Source organism: Mesorhizobium sp. M0088 (genome assembly GCF_040322895.1).
In the GTDB taxonomy this organism is placed as follows: domain Bacteria; phylum Pseudomonadota; class Alphaproteobacteria; order Rhizobiales; family Rhizobiaceae; genus Mesorhizobium.
Genome location: NZ_JAMYUI010000009.1, coordinates 46,760 through 63,250, shown reverse-complemented (window position 1 = coordinate 63,250; position 16,491 = coordinate 46,760). Strand labels below are relative to the sequence as shown.

Below are 16,491 nucleotides of genomic sequence, written 5' to 3'. Positions count from 1 at the left end.
CGTTTGGATTTTGAGGCGCCAATCTCGACGCGCGGAGGGCTGCCAAGCCCCGCCAAGAGTGGCCTAAGCATGCAGGTCATGGCGTCGAAAACAAAAAACCGGCCACAAGGGCCGGTTTCGTGGAGTGTCGCTGTCGGGCCTGCTCAGGTACGTGGCGTGTTGAATTCGGAATCGAGCGTTTCGGGGCGCTGGATCACAGCGAATTCGATGGCGACGCCGTCCTCGAAATGACGCACGACCTGCCCGCGCATGGTGCCAAGCATAACCTGGATGCCAATCGCCGGCTTGACGTCGATCTCGACCGCGGCGCCGGAGAGCGAAAGGTCGATGATACGGCACTGGTACTGGCGGCCGTCGGTGAGCTGCAGCACGCTGGTCGGATTGCGCGGCGCGACGCGCTCGTGGCGGCGATCTTCCGGCAGGTCGAGTTCATGCTTGTTGGCGAGCCAGGTCAATTGCGCGGCCAGCTTGTCCTTCTTGCGATCCGACGCGATGACGGTCATCGCGAAACCGTCCTGTAAGGTGCGGGTGACGACACCTTCGATGCGGCCGATATGATCGATGTAGGCAATGATTTTTTCGCCGGGCATGCCGATGCGGTCGGTGCGAAACGCGACATTGCCCGGTGACATGTCGACGACCTGGCAGGGGTGTTCGGTGCGGTCTTCCAGCATGAAGCGTCCGTAGATTTTAACCCGGACGCGCTGAAAGTTACGCCTTTCAGCTTGGGACGGCGCATAGTCGACCGCCGCTGACCTCATGACTGCCTACACCCCGTTTGGCATCCCGCGCGCCGATGCGAGGAACTTCATCAGAGAAGTACAACAAAGCGGGTTAACAAAGGGAAAAAGCGGGCGCTCCACGGGTTTCCTTTTTGCAGGTCGCGGTGCCAAAACAGCCGCGCAGTTTTGGGCGACGTGCATCAGGCCGCAAAGGGACTATTCCTCGCGCCCGCCATCGAACACGACGAGATGGCGGATGCGGCGCGCCCGGCCGAGTGCCGAGATCGTCTCGGGTGCTCCAAGTTCATCGGGAACGAGCGAGGGAACATCGATCGCCGGGCGATTGTTGAGAAGCTCCTTCTCCGGATCGATGACGCGTATCGAATCGATCAACGCGTCGGTGATCGGATCGGCACCCAGCCAGAAGGGCTTCTCCACGGCACTGATGACGCCCAGGCAGCGCGGATTTTCGACGCCGCCGTCCAGCGGCAGGGCAAGCAGTTCGAACTTGTTGGAACGCCCGTTGCGGCTGAAACCCTCATAGCTGATGAGCACGACCGACTTCTGCTCGAAGACGCCATGGATCAGCCGCGAGACGAGCCGCTGATCCTTCTCGCGCCACAGCGATGGAAAGGAAAACCCCTTGAGTTCGCGGCCGTAGCAGGCGCAAAGCCTGGTGCCGGCCAGCCGGAATACGGCTTGCCCGCGCGTGTCCCGTTCCAGGATAAAGGTGTCGGCCAGCAGCGACTTGATGTCGGCCGGCTCGACCTCCGAGCGCTTCGGGGCAGGACGTCCGTCACGCAGGCGATTCCAATATTGGAACAGCGTGATCGATCCATTCTGGTTCATGCTATGCTGCTCCGCGCATTCTGTCGTCTGATGTCCCATCGGTGAACAGAAGGGCGCCCTCCGATGACCTACATGCGTTGCGGAGCAGGAAGCGTGCCAGCGTCGTTAACACTTGTTCACGGGTCGGGGCCGTTAAGGTTAACAAGTGGTTTACGTTGCATCGTAGCGAGCCCCGTGGCACACAAAAACCACTCCAGAAGCGGTCGTTTCGCGACGATCGGCAGCACTTCAGTCAAGAGTTTTAGGGGAGCAGGGGGCTCGACCAGCCGTTCAAGGGAAACCTTGAACGGCTTCTTTTTTGATTCGCGCCGCGGCGATTCGCGGTTTGCGGTTCGGTCCGTGGTGATCTAGATGCTCGAACCCCGAATCCCGCAGAGTGCAATTTCAAATGAGTGAACCGGCATCTCCCTCGGAAGTCGACCCGTTCGAGGGCGCACCTGAACCGCGGCGCGAGCCGGTGTTCAACCTGCCGCCTGTCGTGCTGGCGGTGATCGGCATCTGCGTCGTCGTCTACCTGTTGCAGCAATATGTGTTGAGCGAATCCCAGCAGATGACATTGCTGTATGACGGGGCCTTCATCCCCGTTCTCTACACCGGGCAATACGGCTTCGACTGGTTCCTGTTTTCGCGGCCCTTCACCTATGCCTTCATGCATGGCGGCTTTGCCCATATCGCCATCAATATGGTGTGGCTCGCCGCGTTTGGTTCACCATTGGCAAACCGTCTGGGAACGCTGTGGTTCGCGCTGTTTTTTGCCGCAACCGGATTGGCTTCGGTCGCGCTTTTCTGGGCGATGCATCCTTATGGTGAGGCGCCGCTGGTCGGGGCTTCCGGTGCGATATCGGGCATGATGGGGGCTGCGGCGCGTTTCGGCTTCCGCACCGACCGTTCGGCCGGCAAGGCCGCCTTCGCCGGCCCTGTGCTGCCGATCGCATTCGTATTGCGCCTGCGCGGTGTCGTGATCTTCCTCGCCATGTGGATGGTCATCAATCTCGCCACCGGCCTGCTCGGGTTTGCCCCAGGGGTAGATGGTCAGATCGCCTGGGAGGCTCATATTGGCGGCTTTGTCGCGGGCTTCTTCGGCCTGCGCTGGTTCGACAGGCGATGGCAGGCGCCCGAGTGGGAGACGACTGACCACCGCACTTGAAATGCAACCGATCACGGCGCACGATGTTCACTCTTACGTGAAGGCCGGTCAGGGCAGGAACCGGCAGGCAAAGCAGAGGAGGACGCCATGACGGTGAAGGCAATTCTCGAGAGAAAAGGCCATGACGTGTTGACGCTCGGGCCGAACGAAAAGCTGAGCGAAGCCATCCGCATCCTGGCAGAGCACAAGATCGGTGCGCTGGTCATCACCAATGGCGATCGCAAGATCGTCGGCATCCTGTCAGAGCGCGACATCGTCCGGGTTGTCGCCCGGGAAGGTGGAGCCGCGCTCGATATCGCCGTGCGTTCGGCGATGACGCCGAAGGTGAAGATCTGCAACGAAAATCACACCGTCAACGAGGTGATGGAGATTATGACCCGCGGCCGTTTCCGCCATCTGCCGGTGGAAAAGGACGGCATGCTCGATGGCATCGTGTCCATCGGCGACGTGGTCAAGCGCCGCATCGAGGATGTCGAGCGCGAGGCCGACCAGATCAGGGCCTATATCGCCACTGCCTGAACGGTGAGGCGAACCGCCGGCCGGAGAACCGACCGGCGGAACCGCGGGCTACCTGTTGTCGAGTTCGGAGCGGACGAGTGCGAGCCCGCGCCGGGTGATGCGGTAGGGGCCGCCTCCCGACGAAGAAACCGCCTTCTTCCGCTTCAGCTTTCGAAACATGTCGAGATCGACGTCCGGATAGTGCCAGCCGTCGCGGGTCAGGCATTTGACGGAGGCGATCCGCTTCTTGTCGTTCTTTTCGATTTCAATGCGTCCGCCCTGCGCGAGCAGGTGCAGGATGCGCTGTTCAGTGCGCGAAATATCCATGTGAGAGTTTTCCGGGAAAACAAAAAATGCCGCCGCCGCGAAGCTTCGCGGCACGGGGTTTCAGGTTTTCTGCCCTGCCTCGCCAAGAGGTCAGGGCCTTACCGGGACTGAGCGCAAGTGGACATCCACTCTCCATTGGAATGGACGTCCTATAGGCGAAAGCGGCTGAGAAGGCCAGTCCGTGGCTTTGCGCTTGTGTTTTTTGGGCGCTTGTCTCACGAAGCGGTTTGCACTAGCGAAGTTGCAAACCAAAATATGCGTAAATGCATAATCCGAGTTCCAATACGCAGGCCACAATGTCCCTCATCGACACCCGCACACCCGACGCCAAGCGCCTTGTTTCCGGTGCCACCGGCGACTGGGAGATCATCATCGGCCTCGAGGTCCATGCGCAGGTCACGTCGGAAGCAAAGCTGTTTTCGGGCGCCTCGACGGCCTTCGGCGCGCCGCCCAACGCCAATGTCAGCCTGGTCGATGCGGCGATGCCGGGCATGCTGCCGGTCATCAACGAGGAATGCGTCAAGCAGGCGATCCGCACCGGCCTGGGGCTGAAGGCGCAGATCAACCACAAGTCGGTCTTCGATCGGAAGAACTACTTTTATCCCGACCTGCCGCAGGGCTACCAGATCTCGCAGTTCAAGCAGCCGATCGTCGGCGAAGGCACGGTGATCGTTTCGGTCGGCCCGGACCGCCAGGGCGAATTCGAGGACATCGAGGTCGGCATCGAGCGGCTGCATCTGGAGCAGGATGCCGGCAAGTCGATGCACGACCAGCATGCGACCATGTCCTATGTCGATCTCAACCGCTCCGGCGTGGCGCTGATGGAGATCGTCTCCAAGCCGGACATGCGCTCGGCCGACGAGGCCAAGGCTTATGTCACCAAGCTGCGCACCATCGTGCGCTATCTCGGCACCTGCGACGGCAACATGGACGAAGGTTCGATGCGCGCCGACGTCAACGTTTCGGTGCGCAGGCCGGGCGGCGAGTTCGGCACGCGCTGCGAGATCAAGAACGTCAACTCGATCCGCTTCATCGGCCAGGCCATCGACTATGAGGCGCGCCGGCAGATCGCCATCCTCGAGGATGGCGGCAAGATCGATCAGGAGACGCGGCTGTTCGACGCCGTCAAGGGCGAGACGCGTTCGATGCGCTCCAAGGAAGAGGCGCATGATTACCGCTACTTCCCCGATCCCGACCTTTTGCCGCTGGAATTCGACCAGGCCTATGTCGATGCGCTGGCCAAGGAATTGCCGGAACTGCCGGACGACAAGAAGGCGCGGCTGATCGCGTCGCTCGGCCTGTCCGTCTATGACGCCTCGATCCTGGTTTCGGAAAAGCCGATCGCCGACTATTTCGAAAAGGTGGCCGCCGGCCGCGACGGCAAGCTTGCCGCCAATTGGGTCATCAACGATCTGCTCGGGCAATTGAACAAGGCCGGAAAAGACATTGAAAACGCTCCGGTTTCGCCCGAGCAGCTCGGTGCGGTCATCGATCTGATCAAGGATGGCACCATCTCCGGCAAGATCGCCAAGGACCTGTTCGAGATCGTCTGGAATGAGGGCGGCGACCCGCGCCTACTGGTCGAGAGCCGTGGCATGAAGCAGGTCACCGATACCGGCGCCATCGAGAAGGCCGTCGACGACGTTATCGCCGCCAACCCTGACAAGGTCGAACAGGCGCGCGCCAAGCCGAGCATGGCCGGCTGGTTCGTCGGCCAGGTGATGAAGGCGACCGGCGGCAAGGCCAACCCGCAAGCCGTCAACGACCTCGTCAAGGCCAAGCTGGGCATCGAGTAGCGCCGTGTTCGTCCGCACCGCAGGTGAACGCGACCTTGCCGCTGTGCGGACGCTGCTGGTGGAAACGTGGCATGCGACCTATGACGCCATTTATGGCGCTGCCAAAGTCACCGAGATCACCGACGAATGGCACTCGATTGCTTCGCTCCGCTCGCGGCTGACGCGGCCGAATTCGGAATTCCTGGTGGCCGATGATGGCAAGCGGATCGGCGGCATGGCTTTCGCCGCCGCCACCGCCGATGCGAAAATCATCCTGCTGAACCAGCTCTACGTCCATCCGGACTGCCAAAGGCGCGGGACCGGGCAAGCACTGCTCGACGAGGTCGAGGCCAGTTTCCCGGAAGCGCGAACGCTGCGCGTCGAGGTCGAGGAGGCCAATGGCGGCGCCATCGCCTTCTATCGGTCGAAAGGGTTCTTGCCTGTCAGTGCCGCGGAGGAGTCCCGTGATACCTCAAGGCCGACGACGCTGAGTTTCGAGAAGTCGCTCGGATAGATTGCCACCGGGATGAATAGAGCGACCCGGCCATGCGTCATCGCGGCGTTTGCTGTGCCGGCTCACGACGGATATGCAAGAGCATGACCAAACTGTCCCGCATTACAGCGCTGGCGCTGCTCGCCATCATCATTTTCGCGACCTTGTCGCCGATCCAGATGCGGCCGCACCTCGCTGAAGCGAATGTCGAGCGTGCCTTGGCTTATGTCCTGCTGGGCTTCGCCCTGGCGATCGGCTTCCCCAACCGACTGTACCAGGTCGTGATCTTCGTGGCTGTGACCGCCGGCATGCTGGAACTGCTTCAGCTCATTGATCCCGGTCGCCATGCACGCCTCATCGATGCATTGGTGAAAGCCCTTGCCGGGGTGGTTGGGATCGTGGCGGGACACCTGATCGTCAGGGCCGGCGGACAAAAGAGCGAGAGCTAGGCGCGGCAGCAATCCGCCGCGATACGTCGACCCCAAAGAGTACGGGACCATCGACTGTGGTCGGCTCGTGTCTGTCTGGCCGAAGGATCGAGCCTTCGCGCTAGACAGCGGGAATCTCCACATTGTCGATCAGTCTGGTCTTGCCGAGCCATGCTGCCGCGAGAAGACGCCCTTCGCGGTTTCGGCGCCATGGCGCAAGCGTCAGGCTTTGGCGTACCTCGACATAGTCGACCTTCTGAAAGCCGGCGGCGATGAGGGCGCGGCTGGCCTCTTCGGTTGCGTCGCTCTGGCCGGCGCCTGCCACCAGGGCCGCAGCCGTATTGCGCAATATGACGTTGAGTTGGCGGGCGATCTTCAGTTCGGCCTCATCGAGATAGGCGTTGCGTGACGACATGGCGAGACCATGCGCGTCGCGTATCGTCGGTGCGCCGATGATCTCGACAGGCAGGTCGAGGTCGCGGCAGAGCTGCCTCACCACACAAAGCTGCTGGTAGTCCTTCTCGCCGAAGACCGCACAGTCGGGCGTTGCCTGCAGGAGGAGCTTTGCCACCACGGTGGCGACGCCGTCGAAAAAGGTCGGCCGAAAGTCCGATTCGAGCCCGGCTGAGGGGCCGCCGACCGAGATTTTCGTGGCGAAGCCGGCGGGATACATCTCGCCAACCGTCGGTGTGAAGGCAAGGTCGGCGTTTGCCGCGCCCAGTTGGTCGAGGTCGCGGGCGAGTTGGCGCGGGTACTTGTCGAGGTCTTCGCTCGGCGCGAACTGGGTCGGGTTGACGAAGATCGACACGACGCAGCGCTCGGCTCTTTCGAGTGCGATTCTGACCAGCGAGATGTGCCCGTCATGCAAAGCGCCCATGGTCGGCACCATGGCGACACGAAGGCCGTCGCGCCGCCAGTCCCGGATTTGCGCGCGAAGTGCGGCTACGCTGTCGACGACGGCGGGTTGGCTCATGCGTCGTCCCTGCTGTTTGTCGCCGAAAAGACATGGCCGGGGCCGGGGAATGTCCGGCCCCGCACCTCGGCTGCATAGGTTTCCGCCGCATGCGAGATCACGCTGCGCAGATCGGCGTATTCCTTGACGAATTTCGGCACGCGCTCGACGGTCAGCCCGACCATGTCGTCGATGACCAGGATCTGGCCGTCGCATTCACCGCTGGCACCGATGCCGATGGTCGGAATGGCGAGGCGGCGGCTGATATCGGCGGCGACCCTCTCGACCGTGCCTTCGATGACCACCGAGAAAGCGCCGGCATTCTCGACGGCGAGCGCATCGCGAAGCAATGCCGCAACAGCCTCCTCGGTGCGGCCCTTGATCTTGTAGCCGCCGTCCTTCTCGACCGATTGCGGCTGCAGGCCGATATGTCCCATCACCGGAATGCCGGCGGCGACGATGGCCTCGATCTGGCTGATCATGTCGAGGCCGCCTTCGAGCTTCACCGCCTGGCAGCCGGTTTCGTCGACGACCCGCCGCGCCGAGGTGACGGCTTGCGCTGCCGTTGCCTCATAGGTGCCGGCCGGCAGGTCGACGACGACGCAGGCCCTGGCCGAGCCGCGCATCGCGGCCTGCCCATGTGCGATCATCATCTCCAGCGAGGCGCCCAGAGTCGTCTTGTGGCCATGCAGGACCATGGCGACACTGTCGCCGACCAGAAGCAGGTCAACATGGCGATCGAGCAGACGGGCGATGGGATAGGTATAGGCGGTCAGGCAAACGATCGGCGTGCCGCCCTTGCGGTGGCGAATCGCCTCGGCGCTGATGCGAATGTCGGTGGTCGGCAATTCCGTGGCCAATCGTCACCTCCTTGGCCTCAAGCCGGGCTGGATGCAGGCATGGGCGCGCAGAGCTTTAGAAATACCGCAAAGGCTTGGCAAGCGTGCATGCAGCGACCGGGAGGATCACAGGCTTGTGTCGGGCTTCAGGCAAGCCATTTGCGCGCACGCCGTGGCAAAAGCCTTGCCTTCGGCAAGGCCTGACGCCATAAGCAGGAAAACGGGCGCTGCCGGCGCGAGGGTTTTGAAATGAAGACTTTCCTTACGCAGTTTTTCACCTGGTGGAACAGCCAGACGATAGGAACCCGCCTGCACACGTGGCGGTACGGCAAGAAGGTCGGCCAGGACGAGACCGGCAATTTCTATTACGAAGGCGGCATCGATTCGGAAGGCCGCACGCGCCGCTGGGTCATCTACCGCAATTATTCGGAGGCTTCGGCGATACCGCCCGGCTGGCACGGCTGGATGCACCACCGCGTCGACGTCGCGCCGTCCAGCGAGGACTACAAGCCGCGCGACTGGCAAAAGCCGCATCAGCCCAATCTGACCGGCAGCCCGGCGGCCTATCGCCCGAAGGGCTCGGTGCTGACCAATCAGCACCGCCCGCAGGTCACCGGCGACTACGATGCCTGGACACCCGGGTCGTAGGCGACAGGGTGCAAGCCGGTCCTTTATCGCCACAATTGGTGTTTAGCTGCTTGCTGATCAGAAAACGGCGACTAGCCTTGGCGATCGACAGAATCACCCGGGCGCGAACCACCGGTATCTTTGCATGAGCTTTTCTTACTCAATATCGGCCAGTCTGGCGCTAGCCGCCGGTCTTGCCGTCAGCACCGTGGCCTTCGCCGCTTCGCCTGAGCCCGCGGCACCCGCGCCGGCGCTGCCCGCCGGAGCGGACCGGGTCACCAATGCCGTTGCCGAGTTTGCCGGTATCGACAAGATCACCGGCCGCATCATCACCTTCGATGTCTATATCGACGAGACGGTGCAGTTCGGCGCTTTGCAGGTGACGCCGCGCGTCTGCTATTCGCGGCCGCAGGCCGAGGCGCCGAAGACCGATTCCTTCGTCGAGGTCGACGAGATCACGCTCGACCGCAAAATTCGCCGCATCTTCACCGGCTGGATGTTTGCCGAAAGCCCCGGCCTCAATGCCGTCGAGCATGCCGTCTACGACGTCTGGCTGAAGGAATGCAAGCAGAAGTCGGATGTGCCGGCGCCCGACGGCGCCAAGGCTGACGCAACCAAAGCCGAGGCGCCCAAGCCCGCGGCGGCCAAACCGAAAGCCGCGACCGCTCCGGACGTGACAGAGCCTGGCGTGACGGAGCCGGACGCTTCGGACCCCGATACGACCGACACCAACTGATCCTCCGGAACCGTCCTTGCCACCATACGTTGGGGCACGGATGAGCGCGCATCTATGCGCAGGGAGGATCTTCCGATGTCAGACAGCAAGCGGATCACAGCCGGCAAGGCAGAGTTGCTGGAACTCGAAAAGGGATTCTGGACGGGCGACGCGGCCTACTATGCGGCCAATGTCGACACCGAATGCCTGGTGGCGTTTCCGCAGATGGCACAGGCGATGGACAATGCGGATCTCGCCAAGACCGCAACCAAGCCCAACCGCTGGCGCGACCTGAAAATCGACCTCAAGGGTATTATCGAGCCGGGCAGCGACATCATCATGCTGACCTACGAGGCACATGCGACACGCGAGAACGGCGAACCTTACGCCGCGCTGGTCAGCACCGGCTATGTCCATCGCGTCAACGGCTGGAAGATGATGTTCCATTCGCAGACCCCATTGGAAGCCGCCACTGGGAAGTAGGCTCAATCTTCAGGGATAGAATTGGGCGTCAGGGATAGAATATGGCCTCGCCCTTCAGCGCGTCGGCCAGCAACTTTTCATATTTGCCGCGCGGCACGTCGACGGCGCCGAAGCGCTTGAGGTGCTCGGTGGTGAACTGCGTATCGAGCAGCGCGAAGCCGCGTGCCTTCAAGCGCTCGACGAGATAGAAAAGGCAGGTCTTGGAAGCGTCCGTCTCCCTGGCGAACATGCTCTCGCCAAAAAACACCCGGCCGAGCGACACGCCATAGAGGCCACCGACCAGCCGGTCCTCGCGCCACGCCTCCACCGAATGACAATGGCCTATGCGATGCAACTCGACATAGGCTTCGCGGATCGGCGCATTGATCCAGGTCGAGCGCCGTTCCACGCGCTTTTCGGCGCAGCCGTCGATGGTCGCTTCGAAATCGAAATCGAAACGGATGTCGAAGGGGTTCTTCCTGATCGTTTTCCTGAGGCTTTTCGGCGCGTGAAAACCATCGAGGGGAATGATGCCGCGCGTCTCCGGCCGCACCCAGAACACCTCCGGGTCGCCGGCACTTTCGGCCATCGGGAAGACGCCCGAGGCGTAGGCCTTGAGCAGAAGGTCGGTGGGGATGCGATAGCCGGGCGCGTAGGGGCGGGTCATCGCGTCTCCGCGCTAGTCTTCCTTGGCCAGGTATTTTTCCAGCCAGTGGATGTCGTAGTCGCCATTGGCGATGTCGGCATTGCCGACGAGATCGCGAAACAGCGGCAGCGTCGTCTTGATACCGTCGACGACGAACTCGTCCAGCGCGCGGCGCAGGCGCATCATGCACTCGACGCGATTACGCCCATGCACGATCAGCTTGCCGATCAGGCTGTCATAGTATGGCGGGATCTTGTAGCCGGAATAAACGCCGGAATCGACGCGGATGCCCAGGCCGCCCGGTGTGTGGAAATGGGTGATCGTGCCGGGCGAGGGGGTGAAGGTGCGCGGGTCCTCGGCGTTGATGCGGCATTCGATGGCGTGGCCGTTGAACTTGATGTCCTCCTGCTTCACCGAGAGGCCGCCACCGGAGGCGACGCGGATCTGCTCATGCACGAGATCGATGCCGGTGATCGCTTCCGTCACCGGATGCTCGACCTGCAGGCGCGTGTTCATCTCGATGAAGTAGAACTCGCCATTCTCGTAGAGGAACTCGATGGTGCCGGCGCCGGAATAGCCGAGGTCGGCGATCGCCTTGGCGCAGATGCCGCCGATGCGGGCGCGCTCTTCGGCATTGAGGGCGGGCGAGGGCGCCTCTTCCCAGACCTTCTGGTGGCGGCGCTGCAAGGAACAGTCGCGCTCACCGAAATGCACGCCGCGGCCAAAGCCGTCACCAAACACCTGGACTTCGATATGGCGCGGCTTTTCCAGGTATTTCTCGATGTAGACGGCATCGTCGCCGAAGGCGGCACCGGCTTCCGTGCTCGCCGTCTGCAGGGCGATCTCCAGGTCAGCCTCGGTGAGGGCGACCTTCATGCCGCGTCCGCCACCGCCGGCCGATGCCTTGATGATCACGGGATAGCCGATCTCGGCGGCAATGCGCCTGGCTTCCTTCTGGTCGGTGACGGCGCCGTCCGAACCGGGCACAACCGGAATGCCGAGGCGCTTGGCGGTTCGCTTGGCCTCGATCTTGTCGCCCATGATGCGGATATGGTCGCCGGACGGACCGATGAAGGTGATGTTGTGCGCGGCCAGTATGTCGGCGAACTTGGCGTTCTCCGACAGGAAGCCGTAGCCCGGATGCACGGCGTCGGCGCCGGTGATTTCGCAGGCCGCAACGATCTGATGGATGTTGAGATAGCTGTCGCGCGATGGCGGCGGACCGATGCAGACGCTCTCGTCGGCGAGCCGCACATGCATGGCGTCGGCATCGGCGGTCGAATGCACCACCACCGTCTGGATGCCGAGTTCCTTGCAGGCGCGCAGCACCCGGAGGGCGATTTCGCCGCGATTGGCGATGAGGATCTTCTGAAACATCAGGCCCGCTCTATTCGATCACGACGAGCGGCATGCCATATTCGACCGGCTGCGAATCCTCGAAAAGGATCGCGGTCACCGTGCCGGCACGTGGCGAGGGGATCTGGTTCATCGTCTTCATCGCTTCGATGATCAGCAGCGTCTGGCCTTCCTTGACCTTCTGGCCGACTTCGATGAATGCCTTGGCGTCCGGCGACGGCGCCAGGTAGGCGGTGCCGACCATCGGCGAGGTGACTGCGTTCTTGGAAATATCTGCCACAACGGGCAGAGCTACGGAGGCAGCTTGCGCTGCTGCCGGCGCATAGGCCTGCTGCGGCGCTGCGATTGCATGAACAGCCGGCGCCTGCCGCGAGACGCGCACCTTCAGGTCGCCCAGTTCAACCTCGATCTCGGTGAGATTGGTGTCGTTCAGTATGCCCGCCAGATCGCGGATCAGTTGCTGGTCAACACCGGTCTTCTTTATCGACATTTTCGAGCCTTCTGTTTGTTGGCCGGTCATAGGCGTGCGGCCAGCGCCTGTAGCGCCAGCGTATAGCCGAGCGGCCCAAAGCCACAGATCATGCCGACGGCGACCGGCGCGACCATGGAGACGTGGCGGAATGGTTCCCGCGCATGGATGTTGGAAAGATGAACTTCGGCCACCGGCAACGGCGCGACGGCGCGGATGGCGTCGTGGATGGCAATCGAGGTGTGGCTGTAGGCGCCCGGATTGATGACGATGCCGACAGCCTTGTCGCCAGCTTCCTGAATCCAGTCGACAAGGTCGCCCTCATGGTTCGACTGGCGGAAATCGATCTCGAACCCCAGCGCCGTGCCTGCCTGCTTGCAGTCGTCGGCGATCGCGGCAAGCGTCTTGCCGCCATAGATGCCCGGCTCGCGCTTGCCGAGCGCGTTGAGATTGGGACCGTTCAGGACGAAAACCGTTTTCAAAAAGCCGACCTTTCCCGGCGCCGTCATCAAGCCGGCGCGCTGGGCCCTCTATAATGGGCATAGCCGCCCGCGGAAAGAGCACAAGTGCGTTCTTTCACTGTCCACAACAGGCGGAAATGTGCCCGTGAGAAATAGCTGGCGAGCAAGATCAGAGCGCGGCTTTCGCCGCCTCGATCTTTTCTGCCAGCACTTCCTGCCCGAGTGCTCCGAACACCACCTCGTTGCCGATGACATAGGACGGCGTTCCGGTGATCGCCAGCTTGTTGGCAAGATCGTAGGTCTTGGCGAGGGCCTCGTTGATTGTCGGGTCCTTCATCTTCTCGCGCAGCGCCGCTTCGTCGGCGCCGAGCGACAGCGCGACCTTGATTGCCGACGCCTCGGTGGCGCGTCCCTGGCCGCCGAGCAACGCATTGTGGAACTCGCCGTACTTTTCCGGGTGCATCAGGTGAAAGGCCATCGAGACCACGCTCGCCTTCTGCGATTCCGGTCCAAGGATGGGGAATTCCTTGAGCACGAAGCGCAGGTCCGGATCGGTCTTGGTCAGCGCCTGCATGTCGTCCATGGCGCGTTTGCAGAAGCCGCAATTGTAGTCGTAGAACTCGACGATGGTGACCTTGCCGTTCGGATTGCCGACGACGCCGTCGAAGGCGGAGTTGAAGATCTGGTCCTTGGCATTCTTGATCACGCCGAGATGAGCGATGCGCTGCTCTTCCTTCTGCTTGGCCTCAAGCGCGTCCTGGACTTCCAGGAGGACTTCCGGGTTTTTCAACAAATAGTCGCGGATGATGCCTTCGACCTCGGTGCGGTCGATCTTGGTATCGGCCGCCGCGGTCTCGACCGGCTGTGCGGTACCGGCCTTGGCGATCTGCGGGTTTCCGGCAACGAATCCGAAAGCCAGCATGGCCAGGGCGACCGCAACCCCCGTGGTGCCCAGCAGCAGTGCCTTTTTCATCGTTCCTGTTCCTTCTACCTGTTTTCCGGTCTGGCTATGTCGTGGCGCGCGGCCGGAAGGTTCACTTGATCTTGGTTGACGGCTTGTAGTTTATGATATCCTGGGCGCGAAGCCAGCGCGGCTCGCCGCGTTTCATCTGCTGCTGCGCCCGCATGGCGAAAATCTTCGCATCCTTGTAGTTGCCGGAATAGAAATGGCTTTCGGCGGTGGCAAGTTCGGCGCCCGGTATGTCACCCAACTCACCGTAGGCCTGTGCCAGATAGCGATACCCGGCTGAATTTTCCTTGTCGCGCCCGAGGCCGTTGTTGATCTGCACGACGGCTTTTTTCAGAGAGTCGGGCGTGCCGACGGCCATCAGCGCCTGGCCCATGGACACCGGCAGCAGACCGGACCGCGCCGAATCGAGGCTGACCGCCTTGGCGTAGGCGTCCGCGGCTTCCTTGGGTTTGTTTGCCTTCATCAGGATGTCGCCGCGCAGTTCCTGGAAGTAAGCGTTCTTGGGCTGCGCCTTGATCAGTGCATTGGTCTTGGCGAGCGCGGCGGCGATGTTGCCGAACAGGTAGGTCGACTGGGCGTCGCCATATAGCGCGGCGAGTGTCCCTTGCATCTTTCGCATCAGCCGCGACGCAGCCGCCTGGCCTTCCATGTAGACGGCGATCTTCACCCGCACCATGTCATGGCGCTGCTGCAGCGCGGGCGGGTCCGGCCTGTCGACATTGGGGCTCTGTTTCACCAGCACTTCGAGATTGGAGATACGATCCCGCGGCATCGGATGGCTGATCCGGTAGGGATCGACTTGCGCGCCCGAGAGCGACAGCGCAGTCTGGAAGCGGTGAAACGTCTTCAGCATGCCCATGCCGGACTGGCCGGTGGCGTTGAGATAGGTGATCGCCGAGCGGTCGGCCGTCATCTCCTCGGTGCGCTGGTAGGCGAGGATGCTGCGCTGTGCCATCTCGCCGCCGCCGGCGGCCACGCCCACGCCCGCACCGGCAAGGCCGCGGCTATTGGTTGTCGCGCCGGCGACCATGGCACCGGCACCCAGCAGCGTCGCGATGATGGCCATCGTCTTGGCGCGTTCAAGCTGGTCGCGGAGTTTCTGCTGGTGGCCGCCGGCGATATGACCGGCTTCGTGCGCGATGACGCCGATGATCTCGTTGGGCGTTTCAGCCGTCATCAGCGCGCCGGTGTTGATGAACAGCCGGCGCCCGGTGACGAAGGCGTTGAAACTCTGGTCATTGACCAGAACGATGTCGATGCCGTCATTCGCCAGGCCAGCCGCCCTGAAGATCGGCCGCGCGTAATCGCGAACCAGCGCCTCGATCTCGGCGTCGCGCACCACCGGCACGTTCTGGGCAAAGGCGCTGACCGAACTCGCCATTGCAACGGCAACGCCAAGCGAAAGCGTCGCGAAGACGCGCGCTGCCTGGGCAATCGTCGATCTGGGTCGGCTCAACATGATGGCTCCACTGGTAGACGAGCGGGCGAAAGATGAAAAGTCGGCGCCGGAAACTTCCTCAACTTGTGATCCTCACATCAATCGGGCATTTGTGCGGCACATGCGCCAGTGCCTGGCGCCGTCAATCGTCGGGAATACTGGTTAATGGTCGTTTCGCTCTCACGTCGTGGCAATGTCGAGCCCTTCCATGCGATGGACATTCTGGCAGAGGCAAACCGGCTGAAGTCCCAGGGCGTGCCGGTTGTTTCGATGGCCGTCGGCCAGCCCTCCGATCCCGCACCGGTTCTGGTTCGCGCCGCAGCCGCCAAGGCGCTGCAGGACGGACGCATCGGCTACACCGACGCGCTGGGACTGGCAGGTTTGCGCAAGGCGATCGCCGGACACTACGCCGATCATTACGGGCTTGATATCGAGCCCGGCCGGATCGCGGTGACCACTGGATCGTCGGCCGCCTTCAACCTTGCCTTCCTGGCGATGTTCGACGGGGGTGACCGCGTCGCCATCGCGGCACCCGGCTATCCCGCCTATCGCAACATCATGGCCGCGCTCGGCATCGAGGTGGTCGAGATCGAGCTCGGCGACGCCGCCTACCTGCATGCCGGCCATCTCGAGACCGCGCATCGTGAAAAGCCGCTGAAAGGCGTTCTCTTCGCCAGTCCCGCCAATCCAACCGGCGCGGTCATACCGGCCGATGAACTGGCGGCCCTGGTGAGGACGGCACAAGACCTCGGCATCGCCGTCATCTCCGACGAAATCTATCACCGGCTCGCCTATGCCGCCCCCGACACCACGGCGCTTGCCTATGGAGGCGACGTGACCGTGATCAACTCCTTCTCCAAATATTACTGCATGACCGGCTGGCGCATCGGCTGGATGGTGCTGCCGCAAGAGCTGGTGCGGCCGGTCGAGCGCGTCGCCCAGAGCCTCTATATCTCGCCGCCGGAACTGTCGCAGATCGCGGCGATCGAAGCGTTCAGGGCGACCGAGGAGTTGGAGGCGGTCAAGGGTCGCTATGCCTGGAATCGCGAGCTTTTGATGAAACGCCTCCCGGAACTCGGCTTTCCGCTGGCGGCGCCCATGGACGGCGCCTTCTATGCCTTTTGTGACGTCACCAGGCATACCAATGACAGCATGGCCTTCGCGCGCAAGATGCTGGCCGAGGCGCATGTCGCGGCAACACCCGGCCAAGACTTCGACACTCAGGCCGGGCACCGCACGATGCGTTTCTCCTACGCCGGCAGCCACGACGACATGGTTGAGGCAATGGCGCGCATCGAACGCTGGTTGAGGTAGCGC

The 16,491-nt window shown here is 62.5% G+C and carries 20 protein-coding genes; 9 read left to right on the top strand and 11 right to left on the bottom strand.

The window, feature by feature from the left end:
- Window positions 1–143 precede the first annotated feature (143 nt).
- A complete protein-coding gene (locus tag NKJ67_RS12760) occupies window positions 144–761 on the bottom strand; it encodes a PilZ domain-containing protein (protein WP_023812149.1) in 618 nt (205 codons plus the stop codon).
- A gap of 177 nt (window positions 762–938) precedes the next feature.
- The gene (locus NKJ67_RS12755; RefSeq protein ID WP_023812148.1) at window positions 939–1,571 is read right to left on the bottom strand and encodes a PAS domain-containing protein; all 633 of its coding nucleotides are present in this window, start codon (window positions 1,569–1,571) and stop codon (window positions 939–941) included.
- Between the two features lie 388 nt (window positions 1,572–1,959).
- Between NKJ67_RS12755 and NKJ67_RS12750 the strand changes: the two genes are divergently transcribed.
- The gene (locus NKJ67_RS12750; RefSeq protein ID WP_352581526.1) at window positions 1,960–2,718 is read left to right on the top strand and encodes a rhomboid family intramembrane serine protease; all 759 of its coding nucleotides are present in this window, start codon (window positions 1,960–1,962) and stop codon (window positions 2,716–2,718) included.
- A gap of 87 nt (window positions 2,719–2,805) precedes the next feature.
- The gene (locus NKJ67_RS12745) at window positions 2,806–3,237 is read left to right on the top strand and encodes a CBS domain-containing protein (protein ID WP_027039198.1); all 432 of its coding nucleotides are present in this window, start codon (window positions 2,806–2,808) and stop codon (window positions 3,235–3,237) included.
- Window positions 3,238–3,285: 48 nt separating this feature from the next.
- Here the strand turns inward: NKJ67_RS12745 and NKJ67_RS12740 are convergent, their stop codons facing one another.
- Entirely contained in the window at window positions 3,286–3,543 is a 258-nt protein-coding gene (locus tag NKJ67_RS12740) for a YjhX family toxin (protein WP_127269620.1), read from the bottom strand.
- A gap of 296 nt (window positions 3,544–3,839) precedes the next feature.
- On the opposite strand from NKJ67_RS12740, the gene gatB reads away from it, so the two are divergent.
- From gatB to NKJ67_RS12725, 3 genes are all read left to right on the top strand, one after another.
- On the top strand, window positions 3,840–5,339 hold the full coding sequence (gene gatB, locus NKJ67_RS12735) for an Asp-tRNA(Asn)/Glu-tRNA(Gln) amidotransferase subunit GatB (RefSeq protein ID WP_352581525.1): 1,500 nt from the start codon (window positions 3,840–3,842) through the stop codon (window positions 5,337–5,339).
- A gap of 4 nt (window positions 5,340–5,343) precedes the next feature.
- The gene (locus NKJ67_RS12730) at window positions 5,344–5,832 is read left to right on the top strand and encodes a GNAT family N-acetyltransferase (RefSeq protein ID WP_352581524.1); all 489 of its coding nucleotides are present in this window, start codon (window positions 5,344–5,346) and stop codon (window positions 5,830–5,832) included.
- An 83-nt stretch (window positions 5,833–5,915) separates the two neighbouring features.
- Window positions 5,916–6,260: a VanZ family protein gene (locus NKJ67_RS12725; RefSeq protein WP_023812139.1), complete on the top strand. Its 345-nt coding sequence runs from the start codon at window positions 5,916–5,918 to the stop codon at window positions 6,258–6,260.
- A gap of 100 nt (window positions 6,261–6,360) precedes the next feature.
- Here NKJ67_RS12725 and panC read toward each other — a convergent pair whose 3' ends face one another.
- Together panC and panB are read right to left on the bottom strand one after the other, a co-directional pair.
- The gene (gene panC / locus NKJ67_RS12720) at window positions 6,361–7,212 is read right to left on the bottom strand and encodes a pantoate--beta-alanine ligase (protein WP_352581523.1); all 852 of its coding nucleotides are present in this window, start codon (window positions 7,210–7,212) and stop codon (window positions 6,361–6,363) included.
- Entirely contained in the window at window positions 7,209–8,051 is an 843-nt protein-coding gene (gene panB / locus NKJ67_RS12715) for a 3-methyl-2-oxobutanoate hydroxymethyltransferase (protein WP_352581522.1), read from the bottom strand. Before panB ends, panC begins: the two co-directional genes overlap by 4 nt.
- A 228-nt stretch (window positions 8,052–8,279) precedes the next feature.
- Between panB and NKJ67_RS12710 the strand changes: the two genes are divergently transcribed.
- The 3 genes from NKJ67_RS12710 to NKJ67_RS12700 all read left to right on the top strand — a co-directional run bounded on the left by NKJ67_RS12710 (window position 8,280) and on the right by NKJ67_RS12700 (window position 9,855).
- Window positions 8,280–8,678: an NADH:ubiquinone oxidoreductase subunit NDUFA12 gene (locus NKJ67_RS12710; RefSeq protein ID WP_013531353.1), complete on the top strand. Its 399-nt coding sequence runs from the start codon at window positions 8,280–8,282 to the stop codon at window positions 8,676–8,678.
- A 124-nt stretch (window positions 8,679–8,802) separates the two neighbouring features.
- On the top strand, window positions 8,803–9,393 hold the full coding sequence (locus tag NKJ67_RS12705) for a DUF2155 domain-containing protein (RefSeq protein ID WP_128309022.1): 591 nt from the start codon (window positions 8,803–8,805) through the stop codon (window positions 9,391–9,393).
- A gap of 75 nt (window positions 9,394–9,468) precedes the next feature.
- Window positions 9,469–9,855, top strand: coding sequence for a hypothetical protein (locus NKJ67_RS12700; RefSeq protein WP_127330800.1), 387 nt, complete (start codon window positions 9,469–9,471; stop codon window positions 9,853–9,855).
- Between the two features lie 28 nt (window positions 9,856–9,883).
- Here the strand turns inward: NKJ67_RS12700 and aat are convergent, their stop codons facing one another.
- The 6 genes from aat to NKJ67_RS12670 form a co-directional block, all read right to left on the bottom strand.
- A complete protein-coding gene (aat, locus tag NKJ67_RS12695; RefSeq protein WP_352581521.1) occupies window positions 9,884–10,501 on the bottom strand; it encodes a leucyl/phenylalanyl-tRNA--protein transferase in 618 nt (205 codons plus the stop codon).
- A 12-nt stretch (window positions 10,502–10,513) separates the two neighbouring features.
- On the bottom strand, window positions 10,514–11,857 hold the full coding sequence (gene accC / locus NKJ67_RS12690; protein WP_127269233.1) for an acetyl-CoA carboxylase biotin carboxylase subunit: 1,344 nt from the start codon (window positions 11,855–11,857) through the stop codon (window positions 10,514–10,516).
- Window positions 11,858–11,867: 10 nt separating this feature from the next.
- Window positions 11,868–12,326, bottom strand: a complete 459-nt coding sequence (gene accB / locus NKJ67_RS12685) for an acetyl-CoA carboxylase biotin carboxyl carrier protein (RefSeq protein WP_023812132.1) — start codon at window positions 12,324–12,326, stop codon at window positions 11,868–11,870.
- A gap of 26 nt (window positions 12,327–12,352) precedes the next feature.
- Entirely contained in the window at window positions 12,353–12,787 is a 435-nt protein-coding gene (gene aroQ / locus NKJ67_RS12680; RefSeq protein ID WP_013531359.1) for a type II 3-dehydroquinate dehydratase, read from the bottom strand.
- A 148-nt stretch (window positions 12,788–12,935) separates the two neighbouring features.
- Window positions 12,936–13,739: a DsbA family protein gene (locus tag NKJ67_RS12675; RefSeq protein ID WP_127272408.1), complete on the bottom strand. Its 804-nt coding sequence runs from the start codon at window positions 13,737–13,739 to the stop codon at window positions 12,936–12,938.
- Window positions 13,740–13,800: 61 nt separating this feature from the next.
- The gene (locus NKJ67_RS12670) at window positions 13,801–15,195 is read right to left on the bottom strand and encodes a M48 family metalloprotease (protein ID WP_127271627.1); all 1,395 of its coding nucleotides are present in this window, start codon (window positions 15,193–15,195) and stop codon (window positions 13,801–13,803) included.
- 144 nt (window positions 15,196–15,339) lie between these two features.
- On the opposite strand from NKJ67_RS12670, the gene NKJ67_RS12665 reads away from it, so the two are divergent.
- Window positions 15,340–16,488 (top strand): pyridoxal phosphate-dependent aminotransferase, encoded by a 1,149-nt coding sequence (locus NKJ67_RS12665; RefSeq protein WP_352581520.1) that lies wholly within the window; start codon window positions 15,340–15,342, stop codon window positions 16,486–16,488.
- Window positions 16,489–16,491: the final 3 nt, after the last annotated feature.

Bases quoted from the DNA above. Each gene is read 5' to 3' on its own strand.
- NKJ67_RS12755 (WP_023812148.1), bottom strand. From the start codon at position 1,571: ATGAACCAGAATGGATCGATCACGCTGTTCCAATATTGGAATCGCCTG.
- aat (WP_352581521.1), bottom strand. From the start codon at position 10,501: ATGACCCGCCCCTACGCGCCCGGCTATCGCATCCCCACCGACCTTCTG.
- panC (WP_352581523.1), bottom strand. From the start codon at position 7,212: ATGAGCCAACCCGCCGTCGTCGACAGCGTAGCCGCACTTCGCGCGCAA.
- NKJ67_RS12740 (WP_127269620.1), bottom strand. From the start codon at position 3,543: ATGGATATTTCGCGCACTGAACAGCGCATCCTGCACCTGCTCGCGCAG.
- NKJ67_RS12745 (WP_027039198.1), top strand. From the start codon at position 2,806: ATGACGGTGAAGGCAATTCTCGAGAGAAAAGGCCATGACGTGTTGACG.
- NKJ67_RS12725 (WP_023812139.1), top strand. From the start codon at position 5,916: ATGACCAAACTGTCCCGCATTACAGCGCTGGCGCTGCTCGCCATCATC.
- NKJ67_RS12665 (WP_352581520.1), top strand. From the start codon at position 15,340: ATGGTCGTTTCGCTCTCACGTCGTGGCAATGTCGAGCCCTTCCATGCG.
- accB (WP_023812132.1), bottom strand. From the start codon at position 12,326: ATGTCGATAAAGAAGACCGGTGTTGACCAGCAACTGATCCGCGATCTG.
- NKJ67_RS12750 (WP_352581526.1), top strand. From the start codon at position 1,960: ATGAGTGAACCGGCATCTCCCTCGGAAGTCGACCCGTTCGAGGGCGCA.
- gatB (WP_352581525.1), top strand. From the start codon at position 3,840: ATGTCCCTCATCGACACCCGCACACCCGACGCCAAGCGCCTTGTTTCC.
- NKJ67_RS12705 (WP_128309022.1), top strand. From the start codon at position 8,803: ATGAGCTTTTCTTACTCAATATCGGCCAGTCTGGCGCTAGCCGCCGGT.
- NKJ67_RS12670 (WP_127271627.1), bottom strand. From the start codon at position 15,195: ATGTTGAGCCGACCCAGATCGACGATTGCCCAGGCAGCGCGCGTCTTC.
- NKJ67_RS12675 (WP_127272408.1), bottom strand. From the start codon at position 13,739: ATGAAAAAGGCACTGCTGCTGGGCACCACGGGGGTTGCGGTCGCCCTG.
- NKJ67_RS12760 (WP_023812149.1), bottom strand. From the start codon at position 761: ATGAGGTCAGCGGCGGTCGACTATGCGCCGTCCCAAGCTGAAAGGCGT.
- NKJ67_RS12710 (WP_013531353.1), top strand. From the start codon at position 8,280: ATGAAGACTTTCCTTACGCAGTTTTTCACCTGGTGGAACAGCCAGACG.
- accC (WP_127269233.1), bottom strand. From the start codon at position 11,857: ATGTTTCAGAAGATCCTCATCGCCAATCGCGGCGAAATCGCCCTCCGG.
- NKJ67_RS12700 (WP_127330800.1), top strand. From the start codon at position 9,469: ATGTCAGACAGCAAGCGGATCACAGCCGGCAAGGCAGAGTTGCTGGAA.